Source organism: Sulfolobus sp. E5-1-F, assembly GCF_009601705.1.
Taxonomy (GTDB): domain Archaea; phylum Thermoproteota; class Thermoprotei_A; order Sulfolobales; family Sulfolobaceae; genus Saccharolobus.
On sequence record NZ_CP045687.1, the window covers coordinates 196,831 to 213,158 of the forward strand.

Here is a 16,328-nt window from a genome sequence, read left to right on the forward strand (position 1 = left end):
AATTACTCCATTCCATCAATTAAACACATGACATTTCAATCTAGGCCTTGGAGAATTAGAAACGATATTTGGGAGAAATTGGACGAGATTTGCATAAAACTAAATAATAAGAAATCATATAATTGTACAGATAAAATAATACAGAGTGCGTCCGAACTAATAATGGAAGATATCGATATAACTGATATTAGTACCAGAAGCGCAATACTTGGAATTAAATATCTCATTTCATCTAACGTATTCTATAATCTCATCTCAATCGTCCAAGAGGAAAAAATATACAAAGAAATATCGAATTCGTTGTTATCATTAATAGCTAATAAAGTGCAAGAGTCAGCCTTACTAGGTCTAGAGAATTCTGAAAACAATTGCAAAGAGAGGTCAATTTTAGAGAATGTATTGAGAGGACTTACATATATTCTTGGAGAGAATATAAAATTAATTGCAGATGGAAAAACAAAGTTTGAAATAATTAATGCCACGAGTAATCCTAATATAATCAAATTCTTACACATAATAATGGAAACTCTTAGGGAAAACTTTCAAATAATCCAATTAGATGAGAGTTGTAAGTATGATAGAATTTGCTTAAAGATAGACTTCTGCTAATCGCCATCAGTTTTTCACTTTACTTACCACAACATTCATTGGCATGATACACGTAAGCTTTATCCTTATTTTCTATCTTTATAATAGTCGCATTAGGATCTAAACAAATATCTGTCAGAACTCATGTTATCACATTCACCCTCATATACACTTAATGTACTGCCAATACTTTCTTCTGTTACTTCAGCCAAGGGAGCAATTCTTAGTATTTTCACGCATATCTACAACTAACAAAATTATTAAATTCTACCTTATCTAAAATAAACGTGCAAACAAGAAGGTAATTAGATTCGTGATCATATCTAACTTCTTTGGATTCTTTCGAAATTATCTGTAACTATCAATCTTCATAAGTTTGAGAAAAATCTATTTGGAGTCTAATTTCGGTGATATAAAAAGCTTCGAATAGGTACAAATACTTCCATTTTACCATATTATACTTGTGATTAAAAGATTACTGAAAGTATTCTTTAAACTAGCACCTAGAGTACTAGCATATAGGGAGTACAGAAATAGAATCTTAAAGGAAATGCCTATCGATGAAACGGAGATAGCGAAAGAGGCTAAGAAATTTGTTGACACTTTAATTGAATTAGGCCCTACATTTATAAAGTTTGGACAGATTCTTTCAGTTAGACCAGATATTATGCCTGAAGCATATATAAGAGAACTAGCCAGATTACAAGATGAAGTTCCGCTTGCACCATTTAGTCAAGTAAGTAAAATTATCGAGGAGGAACTCGGTAATAATGTAAAGATTTTGAAAGAACTTTCTTCAGCATCTTTAGGTCAAGTTTATCTTGGAGAGTATGATGGGAAAATTGTTGCAATTAAGATAAATAGGCCTAGAATAAAGGAAACCGTGAATGAAGATATTCAAGTATTGAAAAAATTAATGCCACTTCTTAGATTTATATTTGATGAGTCATTTACTGAAATAATAAAGGTGTTTCTCGACGAGTTCTCTCGAAGAATATTCGAAGAAATGGATTACACAAAGGAGGCATTTTATTTAAATAAGATTAAAGAGGAGTTATCAGATTATCCCTCCTTAAGGATACCTTCAGTAATAAAAGCAACAAAAAGAGTGTTAATAATGGAATATATTAAGGGGTATAAAGTTACAAGTGAAGAAGCAAAAAAGATAGTTGATAACAAGATATTGGCATATAGGGTATTTAGACTGTTTATGTATATGTTACTAAACAAGGACTATTTCCATGCAGATCCTCACCCGGGTAATATAGCCGTAGACGATCAAGGGAATTTAATACTTTATGACTTTGGGATGGCTGGGAAAATAGATGAAAAGACTAGAAATCTATTGATTAGGGCATATGTGGCAATGGTAAGAATGGATGCCGATTCACTAGTGAGAGTGTTGGACGAGCTAGGCGCAATACAACCTTTTGCGGATAGGAGGGTATTAGCGAAAGGGCTAAGGCTTTTCATGCAAGCGATGCAAGGAATAGAAGTTAGTGAACTAGAACTAGAAGATTTTATGAAACTAGCTGATCAAGTATTCTTTAAATTTCCACTCAGAATGCCTCCTAAACTTGTTCTGCCTTTTAGGATGATTAACGTTTTAGATGGAACATGTAGAGAAATAGACAAGAACTTTGACTTTGTTAAATCATCAGTAACTTTTTTGGAGGAAGAAGGATATACAACAAAGGTTGTTATTGAACAAATAAGAGAAATCGTAGATGGAATTTGGAATAGGTTTAGGAGCTTTCTACTGTCATATTCCCAACAGCAAGAGCTAATAAACATACAAAGCAATAGGAAAGGTAATGAAATAACTAATTATATTCCTCAAATGATATTGGTTATAACAATAATATTTTATGCTATAACAAGAGATATCATAATTACCCTCATTATGATCATTCTAGCGTTATCAATATCACTCAGTAGAAGAAAAAATACATAACTTAAAGAAAATTACTCTATTTTGATTGATACTGAACCCTCTACGGGTATCCTTATAGTCAACACGCCATTTTCGTACTTAGCTGTAACTGAAGAGTCCCTCTTAACCTTTACCGGTAAATGAATTACCTTATGTATCTTGAGAGGCCTCTGAGTAGTGTATTTGGTACCTATATATTGTATTTCCCTTTCAGCGTTAATTATCAACTCGTTTTGTGCAGATATTCTTACATTTATTTTATCCTTATTAAAACCCGCTAAGTCCGCAACAACTACTAGCTCTCCTCCTTCTTCATACATATCTATTGGTGGAATAATTGATTCGTAGAATTCCCTAGATAGTTCATCTAATCTTTTACCAATTTCTCTAATTATCACATTCATCATAATTTATCACCTTCTCATTCTCCATAGAGCCTTGAGCAATCTATAGATTAGATACCATCTCAGAATTCTTCTCATAAATATAGCATAGTAAAATTGTGATATAAATATTACGTACATGTTAGTACATTCGCTCTCAGTTAGCATGGCTCGGGTTCATCACAGATCAAGCCGAGCCCTTCTCAGCATCAGATTAAAACCAATGTGAGTACTACAAAAGCCGCTGCTATGGTAACCAATGTAGAACCAATAATAAATAAATCATTTCTAATCCGGGGAAAGAGATTAAAATAAGCTAAGCCAACATACGTAGCTCCAAATATGGCCATGACTAAAGCTATAATCAAGAAGGAAATCTTAACAAATGTTGCTGGTGGAATCATTTTCTATCCTATTCTCTATTCTCAGGCGGAATATATATGTCTTATGATAATGAAAATAGTTAACTAATATTATGATTCTAATATATAGTACTACTGAAGAAAGTTCAGTAGGAAAAACGCTTAAAAGTTTTTGTATAAAGACAAAAAATATGGAATGGAAAGTAATTATCACAGCAATTCTTTTAATTATATCTCTTATCCCATTAACCTCAACGTATCATAGTGATGCTAAACCCTTGCCATTGTCTTCATTAAATCCTAATGACCCGGGCATAACTTTTTACGACGAACAAATATTTATGACGCTAAACTCATATCCAGTTAGTACAAATTTAGTAGCTTATGTAAAAGTAATTGCTCAGACTAGTGATTCTGGTTACGGACCAGCGTATTTACTGAATGCAATAACTAATAATGACTGGTGGTATCAAGTTGGTGTAGCCTATAATTGGCCTTATACAAATGGCTCATTTGACCCAGGATTTCACATGATCTACATGGTTTGGAATAGCAGTGGAGATCCAGTACTTGGCCCAGTTTTGCTTAACTTCAACGGAAATGTAAATAGTGGAGATGAAATAATGTTGGAAATTGAAATATCAAATGGTAATATAGTACTTTCTGCATACGATAATACCACCGGTTCTAAAGCTATTGCCACTGTTAACGCTAATGGTGCATCAAATATTGTTACAGATCTTAACTTTTTACATGGCTACATAACTGGATTAATGACAGAATGGTACCACCTTAGAGCATATTTTGGAGGTGAACTTGGAGTAGTATATAGATTGCAACATTTAGCAACTAGCTTCACTTTAGGTGTTAACGAAATCTATTTAACCTCCCCTCCACAAAGTATAGCTTCTAATGAGATAGCGTATTCAGTCTTAAACAACTATACCTTCTATAATTTATCCTATATAGAAGCATATACTGCGTCAAATGGATATTACTTTATAACTGGCAATCTGTATCCAATATTCTTAAATTATAAAGTAATTGGAGGCAGTTTTAATATACCTATAAACATTACATACTTTTACGACGGCTCTAAAGAGATCACAAGATTACCTTCCTTGATTTTCGTTGATACTAACACCAATATAAGTATGCCATCTATTGTTTTAGAAGGGTTAAGTAGAATTATTAGCCTAAATTCTACGCCAATTCTGGCAACTAGAAGTGGTAATCTAACAGTGTATTATCAACTTCAGTATTTTATTAATATAAACATCCCTGTAAATGCGAGTATTAATGGAATTTATACAACTCTAAGCAGTGGATGGTATAATGCATCCATAAAAGTTCTAATCAGCCCATTTACATATTATCCTAACAGTTCAAGAATAATGGTATTTTCTTATCCAACGACTCAGTTTATATTAAATAGCCCCATAAATCTCAGTATAACTTATATTTTACAGTATTACGTGCATGTTGACTCATTAACTCCACTTTTTGGATCAATAAATGGTACTAATGCTACAATTTTCTCAGGATGGTATAATCAGAATACTATTATACAGATTTATAATATAACATTCTATCAGAGTAATGAAACTAGAGCGTTAATTACTAAAATTCTACCTGCAAACAAAATCCTCGTAAATATGTCTTATACAATAACTGTAAATGAGTTAGTGCAATATTTTATTACTGTAAAGTCACAAATACCCATTTATGCGCTCATAAATGGAACCAACAGTACGTTAACCAGCAATTGGTATAATAAAGGGACATTTATTAATGTAGAAAACATAACATATTATGGACCAAATAATGAATATAGATACGTAATAGCTAGTATCTTACCTTCTAGAAACATTACAGTTGAAAATCCAATTACAATATCAATAATAACTGTAAAGCAATACCCCTTGTCTGTTTATTCTAAGATTCCAGTTTACGCTTTAGTCAACGGTACTAACGAGACATTACAAAAATACTCTTGGTTCAATACTGGAACTAGAATACAGATAGAGAATATCACATACTATATAAATAGTACTGCACGACTTCTTATAGAAAAAATTTTACCCTATTCAAACTTTACATTACTCCAACCAATTAATATAACTATAATTACACTACCTCAGTATTTCTTAAATGTTAGTAGTAGCTACCCAGTATATATATTATTTAATGGTAAAAATACTACTTTAAGTGACGGATGGTATAATAACGGTACTGAAATTAAATTGTATCCAATTTGGTATATTAACCAGACTGAAAGACAAAAGTTAATGAGTATTAGTCTAAATGGAAAGCCAACTTCCAATAATGTCATAATAGTTGATGGACCAATCTCTCTAAAATTAGACTATATAATACAATATTATATAAGTTTAATTTCAATTATACCAATTAAGGCCTTAATCAATTCAACCTTGACAAATTTCACTCCGGGGTGGTATAATAGCGGAACACTTATTTCATTCATAAACATGACATACTACGTTTCCAATAATACCAGATATATAATATTATCTATAGTACCATTTAACTTAACAGTAAATACTAGCGTAACTGTAAAGGTAACTACGCTAAGGGAGTACTTAGTTATTATAAATACACCCGTATTAATTACGGTTGCAAATAAGACTATAAATACCAGCGAAATATGGGTACCAGCTGGACAATCTATATCAATACCTAGATACGTTAATATTAGCAATAATGTAAGGATATTTTATAACACTACTTCATACTTAATAAACGTAACCCAACCAACTAATATTAATGTTAAGCCGGTAAAGGAATATCTAGTAACTATAAATGGGAATTCAGAATGGCTTCCGAGTGGAAGTGTGATAACGTTAACCCAGTTTATACCAATATATGAACAAGGCAAGTGGATAGGAACTTATAACGTTAGTAATGGTGTAACGATAACTGTAAATGAGCCGATTACTGAGACTTTAGTAAAGACTTTAAATGGGACTTTTGTAGGAATTATTGCTATAGTAATTGCAGTTATCGTTTTAGGAATATTAATATTAACTGTAAGGAGATCCAGACCAAAGTTCTAGGTCATTTAATTTTTTTATATATTACTATATTTATTATAAGTAGTGAGATAAGTGAGAAAATTAGAGAGTAATATACGTTAGTAAAGAATAGCAATAAGGCAGCAATTCCTACAATTGAGTTTATTTCTATTTCCCTTATTAGTAGCGACAATGGATCTGCAATTCTTATTCCCTTTCCTTTGATAACGTTATTATATGATATGAAAAGACTAAGTTCCACACTAGCTATTGACGACGGCAACATAATTAAGCTCAAAGGAGCATGGCCAAAAAATGAAAAGATTATAACGTCTACTAAATAGATTATCAAAATAATTAATAATTTCGAAATATAAGAACTCCTTAATCTTGAGGGTAAGGATAGTAATAGTTGTAATCCCGATGCTTCAAGCAATATTAGCATTATTGAGGACGTTGTTATCATGAAGATTACGTAAAAGATTGCGTAAACTGGGGCAAAAAATGAGAAAATAAGTGCAAATACGGGTACAGTTAGTAAAAAACTAGCTTGAGGAACTCTAAGGAGTCCTTTCATATCTTTATAAAGATATGTTATTAACGGAGACTGTAATTTTATGTTATATTTTGTTGGATAATGAGTTGAAACCTTGAACGACAAGAATTTCAAGGCTTGATTATAGGCAAATATTATGGAAAGACAAGTGTAAACTAGGGAGAGTAAAAGACCCTCAACATTTAAAAAGCCGAAAGGGAAGATTGGCAGGACGTATGAAGGGAGACTTACATATCTAAAGGTAAAACCGTAAGGTAATAGTATAAATATTATCCAGATTAGCGATGTTCCCACCCTAAATAGAGCAGAAGTTACTCCTAATCTTATTCTCTTCCCCAATAGTATTATCAAAGCAAAGGAAAGTGAAAAGAAAAATATTATCTCAAGTTCTACCATAAGGGCTTGTAAAATAGACTGTGTTATCATATAAGTGGAGATAGGCGCAATTACTATCGAAGCTAAAAAACCATAGTAGAAAAATTCAAATATACCTCTAAATACAGCTATATTAATATCTCTCTCAGTGAGTGGAAGCGACAGTAAGAAGGTTTTTAGATCATAATTTGTTACAAAGAAAATTACATTCAATCCGGTAGTGAAAATATTGGCAAGTATAATTAAGTCTAGAAATATAAAGGAAAAAGGGGCGTTTTTGTTTATTAATGAGATAGATGCTGAAACTATTGTTGCTATGGTATATGCAATAATATTACTTATCTTGATCGTAACCGCATTCCTTCTAATCTTGCTAATCGCATCCGGCTTAGGTGATAAACCAAAAGATCTGCTTGTATACATCAAATATATTATTTGCTTGTAAATCATATCATGAATCTTTACGCTACTCATTCCAATCCCTTTAATATATCCTTTATCTCCTCGTCTAATCCAGTTACGGAGAGGAAAACGTCTTCAAGGGATCTCCCAGCTTCCCTAATGTTATCTGAAGAAGTCTCCATTACCATTATTCCCCTATTCATTATACCTATTCTATTGCAGATTTTTTCTGCAACCTCCATTATATGCGTGGAGAACAACACTCCACCTCCATTCTTAATATGGTTCTGAATTAGTTCTTTAAGGACTTTAACTGATAGAACATCTAACGCGTTGAAAGGTTCGTCAAGTATTAGTAATTTAGGTTCGTGAAGCAAAGACAATAATATAGAAACTTTTTGTTTATTCCCCATAGATAAGGAAGCTATAGGTGTATTCATGAACATATCTAAGGAGAACGCTCTAATTAACGCGTTTATTCTGTTCAGATCTTTAATCCCTCTTAAACTTGAGACGAAACTTATTATCTCAGCTGGTGTCATATATTCATAAAGAGCTGGCTGTTCAGGAACGTAACCAACGTAATTTTTCACAATTTTGTCTTTATTGCTTATTCCTAAGATTTCTATTTCACCCTCAAAAGGAACCATATCCATTATAGCCTTCAACGTGCTGGTTTTTCCCGCACCATTTGGACCTAAAAGACAATAGACTTCTGAGTTTACTGAAAAGCTTAATGAATTAACTGCGATAAATGAACCATACTTCACTGTAAGGTTTCTAACACTTAAGAGCATTATATAAATAAATGTATCACACCATTATTAACCTTAATCTTTAAGCTAACTTTGGTTCGTAAATCTGGACAGCAACCTATTTATCTTTTCTTCTATTTTCTTTAATCTCCTCTCGTTTGGATCATCATCTTCATAAAATCCAAATAATCCTCTCATTTTCATAAATATTACATCTCCGACTCTTTCTATCTTAGGCTCGTAGCCAATTTTAGTAATCCTATATAGACCTTGAACTTTTTCATTACCTATTGGTACTACCATAATCCCATTTTCCTTCAGTTGATCGTATAGCTTACAAGGTATAGTTGGCGCAGCTGCCCATACTATGATCCGATCATAAGGAGCCTCTTTCTCATATCCTAAACTACCATCCATCTTAACTAATTTAATGAGAGGATATCTGGGCAGAAGAACATTTTTAGCATACTCAAATATCGTATCATCTATTTCAATAGATATAACATTACTCTCACCAACTACTTCAGCTATTAATGCTGTGTAATAACCTATACCAGTACCTATCTCTAAAACCTTCTGATTTTCTTGTAAATTAAGAATATCAAGCATGTATATGCCTAAACTTAGCGCTGTTGTTGTAATATTAGGCGTTACATAAAAGGGTTTATCTATATAATTAGGATCATATGCATATTTTTTCAATAATTGAGGCAAAAAGTCTTCTCTGTTAACCTTGATAAATGCATTAACCAACTTTGAATTTTTTATAGACCTTAATATGTCTTCTTTTGCACTCATACTTATTAACTATTTGAAGATATTTTTAATAAATATGATGATAGGCTCTTGACACACATGAAGATGCCTCTTACTTCTGAAAATTTAAATAACAGGTATTGTTAGTTCCTTTATGATGGAAAATAGTGCAAAGTTATGGAATTCAATCCAAGATATTTACTCTTCAATCCTTAAACATCCATTTATTCTCGAACTAGTTGAAGGAACCCTAAATAGAGATAAGTTCCAATATTACATCATCCAAGATTATATGTATTTGAGGGAGTTCTCTAAGGCATTAGCTTTATTATCAGCGAAGGCTGAAGATGAGGAACAAGCTTTATTGTTTGCAACACACATACAAGATGCCATAAAGGTAGAACAAGCACTACATAAATTTTACATAACCGAATTTAATCTAGATGTGAAAGATTATGAAATGAGTCCAACTAATCTAGCTTATACATCTTACTTGCTTGCCGTAGCCTATTCTAGACCTTTCCATGAAGCAATATCTGCAGTACTACCTTGTTATTGGATATATATGGAGGTCGGAAAAGAATTGTTAAAAAAAGGATCTAAGGATAAATATTATCAAAAATGGATAGAAACTTATGGTGGAGAGGAGTATGAAAAAGGTGTTAGAGCAGTATTAGGTATTGTAAACAATCTAAAAGTTAGTGAAGAGGAATTTAATAAGATGAAAATTCATTTTAGAACCGCATCTATATACGAATATATGTTTTGGGACTCTGCGTATAGATTAGAGAGGTTTCCCTTTTTTACAGAAAGAAATAAAGGAGTATAGCTAATTTGCTTTTATGGATAAACTACTACTCCATGTAGGTCCTACTACTATCAAGGAAGATGTTTTAATAGCGGGGCTTGAGAACAACGTTGGTTTTACGTCTAAGGAATTTATAGAAGCACTCTCATACTCGTTAAAAGGAATAAGATACGTAATGGGGGCAAGCAAGAATTACCAGCCAGTAATAATCCCAGGAGGTGGAACATCTGCTATGGAAAGTGTCACATCATTACTCAAACCTAATGACAAAATACTAGTAGTTTCAAATGGTGTATTTGGGGATAGATGGGAACAAATATTTAAGAGATATCCAGTTTATGTAAAGGTACTAAGATCTTCACCTGGCGATTACGTTAAACCAGAGGAAGTAGAGGAAGAGGTAAAAAAAGACAATTATAAGTTAATAACACTAACTCACGTAGAGACCAGCACTGGAGTTAGAGAACCCGTAAAGGATGTAATAAATAAGGTTAGAAAATATGTAGAATTAGTAGCAGTGGATGGGGTCTCAAGTGTTGGAGCTGAGGAAGTTAAGGCTGAAGAATGGAATGTCGATGTTTACTTAACAGCTAGTCAAAAGGCATTGGGTTCCTCAGCTGGTTTAGGTTTATTATTACTTTCTCCTAAGGCCATATCGATATTGGATTCACAAGAGTCAATTGCTGGCTACTATCTGAATCTAAAGAATTGGCTACCAGTTATGAGAGCAGCTGAAGAGGGTAAGGCTGCGTATTTCGCTACCCCACCAGTTCATGTAATTTTACAACTAGCTGAAGCTTTTAGACTGATAGAGAATGAAGGTATAGAAAATAGAATAAAAAGGCACTTAACAGTAGCTAGCGCAATTAGGGCTGGTTTAGAAGCCTTAGGATTAGAGATTGTTGCCAGAAGACCAGAGTCTTATAGCAATACTGTAACGGGTGTGATTCTAAAGACTACTGAACCACAAAAGGTCCTGGCAGAGACCGTTAATGACGGGGTAGAGTTTGCCCCTGGAGTTCATCCGGCATTTAAATATTTCAGAATAGGTCATATGGGCTGGGTAACCCCTAATGATGCAATAGTAGCAATAAGTGTTATTGAGAGAACCTTAAGGAAATTAGGTGAGCCAATAAGGTTTGGTGAAGGAGTGAAGGTAGTTGAAGAAGTCTTATCATCAGCCCGCTGAAAGTATATCATCTAAATCTAAATCCCCGAAAATATCATCACTCTCAGTTTTTAAGATAATACCATAATAATATTATAAATATGACTGATGTTAGTAGTAACAATGTTACATTTAACGATATATTAGAGTACGAGATTATCAAAAGGACTTATCAAAATATTATAATGAAGCTTAATTCTAGAAATTTAAAATCATTAAAAGAAGGATTAAAGGAATTATTGAACTTCGTGAGAGATATAAAGAATAATATATTAGATAAAAGGTTAAGAAGAATGATTCAATATCAGCAAAAATTAGCCAAAAGATTACTCTTAATTATAGATATAAGATATGTGATATTCTTCATCTATAAAATATTAGTTAACTCTTTAGTAACTAGACTTTACGAGTCTATCAGAACGTTATTGGAAGAAGTAAATAAGGTTGTCAGATATTGAGTAATGACTCTTTAAGACACTCTTCCACTATTTTAGCATCGCTTTCTGGGATAGGCCTCTTAAGGTTTGCAGGAGCGTTCCTAAGGTATTTAGCTATTTGCCCTTTATCTTCAATAAATCTAATCTTATCTAAAATTTTTTTCATATCGCACTCTCCAACTACAACAGGCTCTACTTTAACTCTATAAACGTATATTCCCTTATTCCTTACTGTCTCCTCAGGATATATTGGTGTCTGATCCTCATACCAGTTTGAAAGGACTTTTACTATACCTACAATCTTTCCTCCATATCTTTTCGCATAATATTTACTGACATATATAATAATGTAGTCACCTTCTTTTATGTACTCCTCTAGATTCTCTTTGTAACCATAAACTCCTTTATCTCTAATTACATCCCACATGTCCTCTTGTATTGGTACTAACCAGTAGGTCACAGAATGCAATAGTATTTTAAGATTATAAGATTTACTAAACCTCTTTACAAAAAGCATTGCCGTAGTTATCAGTTTTGTACGGACCTTAAAGTTTATATTAATTCATGATAAAATTTTATATGGTTTCCCATTATTCATGATATACGGATAGCTACTGGGTTTATACCCCCCAATGGGATGGAGAAAGTTTGCTTGTGACTTAGATAAAGTGAGATGGTTGAGAATTTACATAAAATATCATGAAATCCTATGAAACCTATATGAAACCCCTAAACCTCTTACACAACAATTCCTATAATTACATAATAATATCAAAGGAGAGCACTTTTAAGTAAAGTAGCCTATTTATACTTAGTGAACAAGGTTCAACTTGTCTCTTATGTTGCAATCTCCTTATCAATCTTAGGTATCATTTTAAGCACTATAGCAATCATTATGTCACAAAGAGGGCACTAACATAGTGAGAAAGAAAAAGCTATAAACATAGAGAGATATTACATGTTGGTTAGAATGAATGATAGGCTGTAAAGATACGTCTTGTGTTAAAGATACTCTAAATGGGCTCCTTAATAAATATGGCGTTGGAAAAAATGTTACAGAAATAGTATTAGAAAATATAAATGAACTTGCAATTTATAGGAATAACAAAATATTCGTTAATTTGTTGAAGTATGATGAAATAGCAAATGAAGTTTCGGGGGAAAGTGAAATAGTATCAGCATTTCTTCTTTTATCATCCTTATACTCTTTGGTTGGAATAAAAAGAATGGAGGAAATAATTAAAAATGAATACGGAAGAGAATCACCCATATATAAACTCTATGAGATATTATTCAAATAAGATCAGGCAATTTGTAAAAGAGAAGTATAATAGGGAATTAGGATTAAATATTAAATATTATTCAGATTTTGATGCAAGTAGATTAATGAAATTAATTGATAAGACCCTATTAATTAACGTAATAAGATTAGAAGGGTTATGCGTAGAAATAGAGGAATGTACTTTACTTTCTGCATCGATATATCTTTTCACATATCTCTCATTAATTGGATTTGAGGATAATGAAATAAAAGACATTTGTAAACGTAATTTTCCAGAGCTTTACCTCTATTTATTAAAAGTAGTTAAGAAGAGATTGCCTTCAACGCACTTGTAATAAAATCCTCAACAACTTTCTCAGGTTGTTTAGCTTTCATAACGGCACTTGCCACGCCTATCCCATGAGCTCCGAGTTGTAACGCCTTGTATACATCTTCACCAGTCGTAATACCAGCACCTGCTATTAAATAGATTCCCTCCGATTTTCTTATCTCTACTACAGCTCTAGTTATTACCTCAGGTTTTGCCTTAGAAACTGAAATACCAGTTCCTATTAATTCTGGAGGCTCTATTAAAATTGCGTTTGGCTTTAACAGGCTAAAAGGATAAACCAGTTCGTACCTATCAACGCAAAGTACGCTTTCTAATCCCAAATTTCTAGTCCTTTTTAAGATGTCATCTATTTCATCTGCTCTTAAACGCTTTTCACTATGGTTTATTAAAGTTCCCCTCGCCCCGGCATCTTTTATCATTTCTGGCAAAATAGCCCCAGTATATGCTCCTAAAGGTACCGAATCTACATGTTCAGCATAAATTGGTAATTCCACCTCTTGGGTCATCCTATATATCATTGTAGCTGGTACTGATAATATTATTTCCACTGAATACTGTTTACTTATTTTTTCTATCTTTTTACCTAACTCTATTGCCTTATTACCAAAGGAGTTTTCATATGCTTTAAAGTTTATTATAATAATAGGGGGTTTCACAATAAGAAGATGAAAGGGAAATAAATATGTATTGTGGAATTGATCTAGCAGTAAGAAGGAAGACTGCAGTAGCTGTTCTCATAAACAACGAAATAAAAATCATTGAACTAGTAACGAATGATGAAATTATAGAGAGTTGCAAGAGAGCAAAAGTCACTGCAATAGATTCACCTCTCTCCCACTGTAAAGGTTTTAGAAACGTCGATAAGGAGATGATAAAAAGAAAACTGAAGGTATTGCCACCATCCTTTATGAAAACACTTGTAGAAAGAGCTATCCAATTGAAGGAAAAGTTGTATAACGTAATTGAGACCCATCCAACATCTTCCATGAAATTAATTGGTTTGAATTGGAGAGAATTACATGAGGTTAAAGATTATGTGGATGCTGCATTGTGTGCAATGGCTGCAATGGCTTACGATCTAGGGTATGCAGAGGAAATTAAAGCTGATGATGGTATAATTTACCTATTATCAACGAAATTTCCTTATGAGTTAAAAAGGAAAAATTATTTTGAGTTTTATCTGAAAGGACCTAAATGAGGTAATGTGATTCCTATTAGCCCTAGGAGAAATAGTATTATAAATGCAATTATTATTGCTAAAATCGCTATACCTAAAGCTTGTACCCAGCCAGTGTTAAAAACCACTTTGTATACTCCTAGAAATGCTATAAATCCTATTATTACTCCAATTAATGGCGAAATAAGCGAAAATAGCGCTGTAAAAATTGCGTAAACCACTACTCCAATTAATGTTGCTAACATAGCCCTACCAAACGTAGTAGTTCTTGGTGTAACTACTTTTCCAGCTAGCCATGTAGGTATAGAAATGACTATCCAAGCTATTATAAAAGCAATAATAGCACTAATCGGACCTAATATTAGAGGCATGAATATGACTTTATAAAAAAATAATAATAAGATTTATCTCTTGTCTATAGGAACATACTCTTGATACTCTGGCCCAACATATAAAGCTCTTGGCCTAATTAGCCTATGCTGTTCCTCTACATATTCTATTATATGTGCTAGCCAGCCTAAAGTTCTCGATAAAGCAAATAATGCAGTAAACATGTATACTGGAAATCCTAAAGCAAAGAAGACTATTCCAGAATAGAAATCAGTATTAGGGTATATTCCTTTACTCGAAAATTGCTTTATTCCTAGCTCCTCAAGTTTTTGAGCTATCTCGAAATATTTCTTAGCTTCGCTATTCCTTTCAATTAAGGTTGAGGCTAATTTCTTAAATATTTTTGCTCTAGGATCATAAGTTTTGTAAACTCTATGACCAAATCCCATTAGTCTATTCTTTTGATTTATTATTTTATCATTAAACCACATTTCTACTTTATTCGGATCACCTATTTCTATGAACTGCTTAAAAGCTTCTTCAGCAGCTCCACCATGTAATGGACCTTTCAATGCCGCTAAGGCAGCAGTAAGTGAGGAATACATATCTGATAAAGTGGATGCAGCCACAAGCGCTGCAGTTGTAGATGCTGGTACTTCGTGATCGGTATAGAGTATTAGAGCCTTATCCATTGCGTTTATTTCGTCTCCAGTGGGTTCTCTAGCCAAACTTGCTAGTAAAAAGCTCTTTGCGAAACTATCTGAGGGTTCAGGTATTCTTGGCTTATTACCCTCTTTTCTTCTATATACGTTTGCTACTAGAGTAGCCATTTTAGCAATTATACTAATTGCTTTTTCCTTATCGTTCTCTTTCCATTTGAAATTCTTATCGATAGATGCTAATGCTGCTGTTCCCACTTCCAAAAGACCTATAGCGTCTGCATCTCTCGGCATTAAGTATATTGTGTCTAGAACTTCTTGAGGTACCTCATATTCCTCATTAAGTTTCTCTTTTAAATCGTTTAACTCTTTCTTTGTAGGTAATTTTCCATAAAGCATTAAATAGATAGTCTCTTCATAACTGCCGTAATTAACTAAGTCTTCAATATTATACCCTCTATACCTCAGTATTCCCTTTTCTCCGTCTATGAATGTTAAATTCGTAACCTTTATAATAACGTTTTCTAAACCTTTACTTACAACGCTCATTAGTCCGTACCTCCTTCCCAATTTAACTCAGACCTAACTAAAAAATCTAGAACGTGTTTCTCATTTACTATATCCTTTATCGATACTACACCGACAAGCTTCCCTTCATCATCCACAACAACTATATGTCTTATATTGTTTTTAACCATTTTCTCTGCTATTTCTCCTATTGGAGAATTAGGCTTAACTGTTATTAATTTTCCGAAAGTTCCCAGATTCTCTACTTTATCATTCAAATCCTTACCACATGACACAGCACGCAGAACGTCTCTTTCTGTAAATATTCCGACTGGATAACCTTTTTCATCAACAATTACCACGGATCCTATATTATTTTGATACATAATCTTACAAGCCTCAATAGCCTTAACACCTACCTTTACCACTACAGGGGATCTCTTGATTAAGCTTCTAGAAGTTACTGCCATAATTTAAATTTCGTATA

General features: G+C 32.9%; 20 protein-coding genes. 9 read left to right on the forward strand and 11 right to left on the reverse strand.

All coding sequences use genetic code 11. The annotated features are described in order from the left end of the window. Positions 1-27: 27 nt before the first annotated feature. Positions 28-609 carry a hypothetical protein gene (locus GFS03_RS01040; protein ID WP_153422097.1) on the forward strand — a complete coding sequence of 194 codons (582 nt, stop codon included), beginning with the start codon at positions 28-30 and terminating at the stop codon, positions 607-609. A 92-nt stretch (positions 610-701) separates the two neighbouring features. Here GFS03_RS01040 and GFS03_RS13645 read toward each other — a convergent pair whose 3' ends face one another. Further along, complete coding sequence (locus GFS03_RS13645; protein WP_255424874.1) at positions 702-824, reverse strand: hypothetical protein; 123 nt, start codon at positions 822-824, stop codon at positions 702-704. A 227-nt stretch (positions 825-1,051) separates the two neighbouring features. Between GFS03_RS13645 and GFS03_RS01045 the strand changes: the two genes are divergently transcribed. Continuing rightward, the gene (locus GFS03_RS01045; RefSeq protein ID WP_153422098.1) at positions 1,052-2,542 is read left to right on the forward strand and encodes an ABC1 kinase family protein; all 1,491 of its coding nucleotides are present in this window, start codon (positions 1,052-1,054) and stop codon (positions 2,540-2,542) included. Positions 2,543-2,553: 11 nt separating this feature from the next. Here the strand turns inward: GFS03_RS01045 and hsp14 are convergent, their stop codons facing one another. Together hsp14 and GFS03_RS13730 are read right to left on the reverse strand one after the other, a co-directional pair. After that, positions 2,554-2,928 (reverse strand): archaeal heat shock protein Hsp14, encoded by a 375-nt coding sequence (hsp14, locus tag GFS03_RS01050; protein ID WP_153422099.1) that lies wholly within the window; start codon positions 2,926-2,928, stop codon positions 2,554-2,556. Positions 2,929-3,113: 185 nt separating this feature from the next. Further along, entirely contained in the window at positions 3,114-3,308 is a 195-nt protein-coding gene (locus GFS03_RS13730) for a hypothetical protein (RefSeq protein ID WP_153422100.1), read from the reverse strand. A 71-nt stretch (positions 3,309-3,379) separates the two neighbouring features. Here GFS03_RS13730 and GFS03_RS01060 point away from each other — a divergent pair, with 71 nt between their 5' ends. Next, positions 3,380-6,340 (forward strand): hypothetical protein, encoded by a 2,961-nt coding sequence (locus GFS03_RS01060; RefSeq protein ID WP_153422101.1) that lies wholly within the window; start codon positions 3,380-3,382, stop codon positions 6,338-6,340. A gap of 1 nt (position 6,341) precedes the next feature. Here GFS03_RS01060 and GFS03_RS01065 read toward each other — a convergent pair whose 3' ends face one another. From GFS03_RS01065 to GFS03_RS01075, 3 genes are read right to left on the reverse strand one after another with little or no spacing between them, the layout of a single operon-like run. Next, positions 6,342-7,703: a permease gene (locus GFS03_RS01065; protein ID WP_153422102.1), complete on the reverse strand. Its 1,362-nt coding sequence runs from the start codon at positions 7,701-7,703 to the stop codon at positions 6,342-6,344. Continuing rightward, entirely contained in the window at positions 7,700-8,428 is a 729-nt protein-coding gene (locus tag GFS03_RS01070; protein WP_153422103.1) for an ABC transporter ATP-binding protein, read from the reverse strand. The genes GFS03_RS01065 and GFS03_RS01070 overlap by 4 nt, the downstream gene beginning before the upstream one ends. Positions 8,429-8,473: 45 nt before the next feature. After that, complete coding sequence (locus tag GFS03_RS01075) at positions 8,474-9,184, reverse strand: protein-L-isoaspartate O-methyltransferase family protein (protein WP_153422104.1); 711 nt, start codon at positions 9,182-9,184, stop codon at positions 8,474-8,476. Between the two features lie 112 nt (positions 9,185-9,296). Between GFS03_RS01075 and tenA the strand changes: the two genes are divergently transcribed. The 3 genes from tenA (at position 9,297) to GFS03_RS01090 (ending at position 11,576) form a co-directional block, all read left to right on the forward strand. After that, entirely contained in the window at positions 9,297-9,971 is a 675-nt protein-coding gene (gene tenA, locus GFS03_RS01080; protein WP_153422105.1) for a thiaminase II, read from the forward strand. 13 nt (positions 9,972-9,984) lie between these two features. Continuing rightward, positions 9,985-11,139: a pyridoxal-phosphate-dependent aminotransferase family protein gene (locus tag GFS03_RS01085; RefSeq protein ID WP_153422106.1), complete on the forward strand. Its 1,155-nt coding sequence runs from the start codon at positions 9,985-9,987 to the stop codon at positions 11,137-11,139. A gap of 80 nt (positions 11,140-11,219) precedes the next feature. Further along, a complete protein-coding gene (locus GFS03_RS01090) occupies positions 11,220-11,576 on the forward strand; it encodes a hypothetical protein (RefSeq protein WP_153422107.1) in 357 nt (118 codons plus the stop codon). On the opposite strand, the gene GFS03_RS01095 is transcribed toward GFS03_RS01090, so the two are convergent. After that, positions 11,566-12,072 carry an EVE domain-containing protein gene (locus tag GFS03_RS01095; RefSeq protein ID WP_153422108.1) on the reverse strand — a complete coding sequence of 169 codons (507 nt, stop codon included), beginning with the start codon at positions 12,070-12,072 and terminating at the stop codon, positions 11,566-11,568. The two genes, GFS03_RS01090 and GFS03_RS01095, sit on opposite strands and share 11 nt — an antisense overlap. A gap of 457 nt (positions 12,073-12,529) precedes the next feature. Between GFS03_RS01095 and GFS03_RS01100 the strand changes: the two genes are divergently transcribed. Beyond that, complete coding sequence (locus GFS03_RS01100; RefSeq protein WP_153422109.1) at positions 12,530-12,856, forward strand: hypothetical protein; 327 nt, start codon at positions 12,530-12,532, stop codon at positions 12,854-12,856. Next, a complete protein-coding gene (locus GFS03_RS01105) occupies positions 12,837-13,172 on the forward strand; it encodes a hypothetical protein (RefSeq protein ID WP_238699148.1) in 336 nt (111 codons plus the stop codon). Before GFS03_RS01100 ends, GFS03_RS01105 begins: the two co-directional genes overlap by 20 nt. Here the strand turns inward: GFS03_RS01105 and tpiA are convergent. Then, a complete protein-coding gene (gene tpiA, locus GFS03_RS01110) occupies positions 13,141-13,824 on the reverse strand; it encodes a triose-phosphate isomerase (protein WP_153422111.1) in 684 nt (227 codons plus the stop codon). The two genes, GFS03_RS01105 and tpiA, sit on opposite strands and share 32 nt — an antisense overlap. Before the next feature lie 26 nt (positions 13,825-13,850). Here tpiA and GFS03_RS01115 point away from each other — a divergent pair, with 26 nt between their 5' ends. Next, positions 13,851-14,366 carry a DUF429 domain-containing protein gene (locus tag GFS03_RS01115; RefSeq protein ID WP_153422112.1) on the forward strand — a complete coding sequence of 172 codons (516 nt, stop codon included), beginning with the start codon at positions 13,851-13,853 and terminating at the stop codon, positions 14,364-14,366. On the opposite strand, the gene GFS03_RS01120 is transcribed toward GFS03_RS01115, so the two are convergent. The 3 genes from GFS03_RS01120 to GFS03_RS01130 are packed head-to-tail and all read right to left on the reverse strand — an operon-like array spanning position 14,345 to position 16,311. Next, complete coding sequence (locus GFS03_RS01120) at positions 14,345-14,716, reverse strand: hypothetical protein (RefSeq protein WP_153422113.1); 372 nt, start codon at positions 14,714-14,716, stop codon at positions 14,345-14,347. The genes GFS03_RS01115 and GFS03_RS01120 overlap by 22 nt on opposite strands. 33 nt (positions 14,717-14,749) lie before the next feature. Continuing rightward, positions 14,750-15,883 carry a citrate synthase gene (gltA, locus tag GFS03_RS01125; protein ID WP_153422114.1) on the reverse strand — a complete coding sequence of 378 codons (1,134 nt, stop codon included), beginning with the start codon at positions 15,881-15,883 and terminating at the stop codon, positions 14,750-14,752. Next, positions 15,883-16,311: a CBS domain-containing protein gene (locus GFS03_RS01130; RefSeq protein WP_153422115.1), complete on the reverse strand. Its 429-nt coding sequence runs from the start codon at positions 16,309-16,311 to the stop codon at positions 15,883-15,885. The genes gltA and GFS03_RS01130 overlap by 1 nt, the downstream gene beginning before the upstream one ends. Positions 16,312-16,328: the final 17 nt, after the last annotated feature.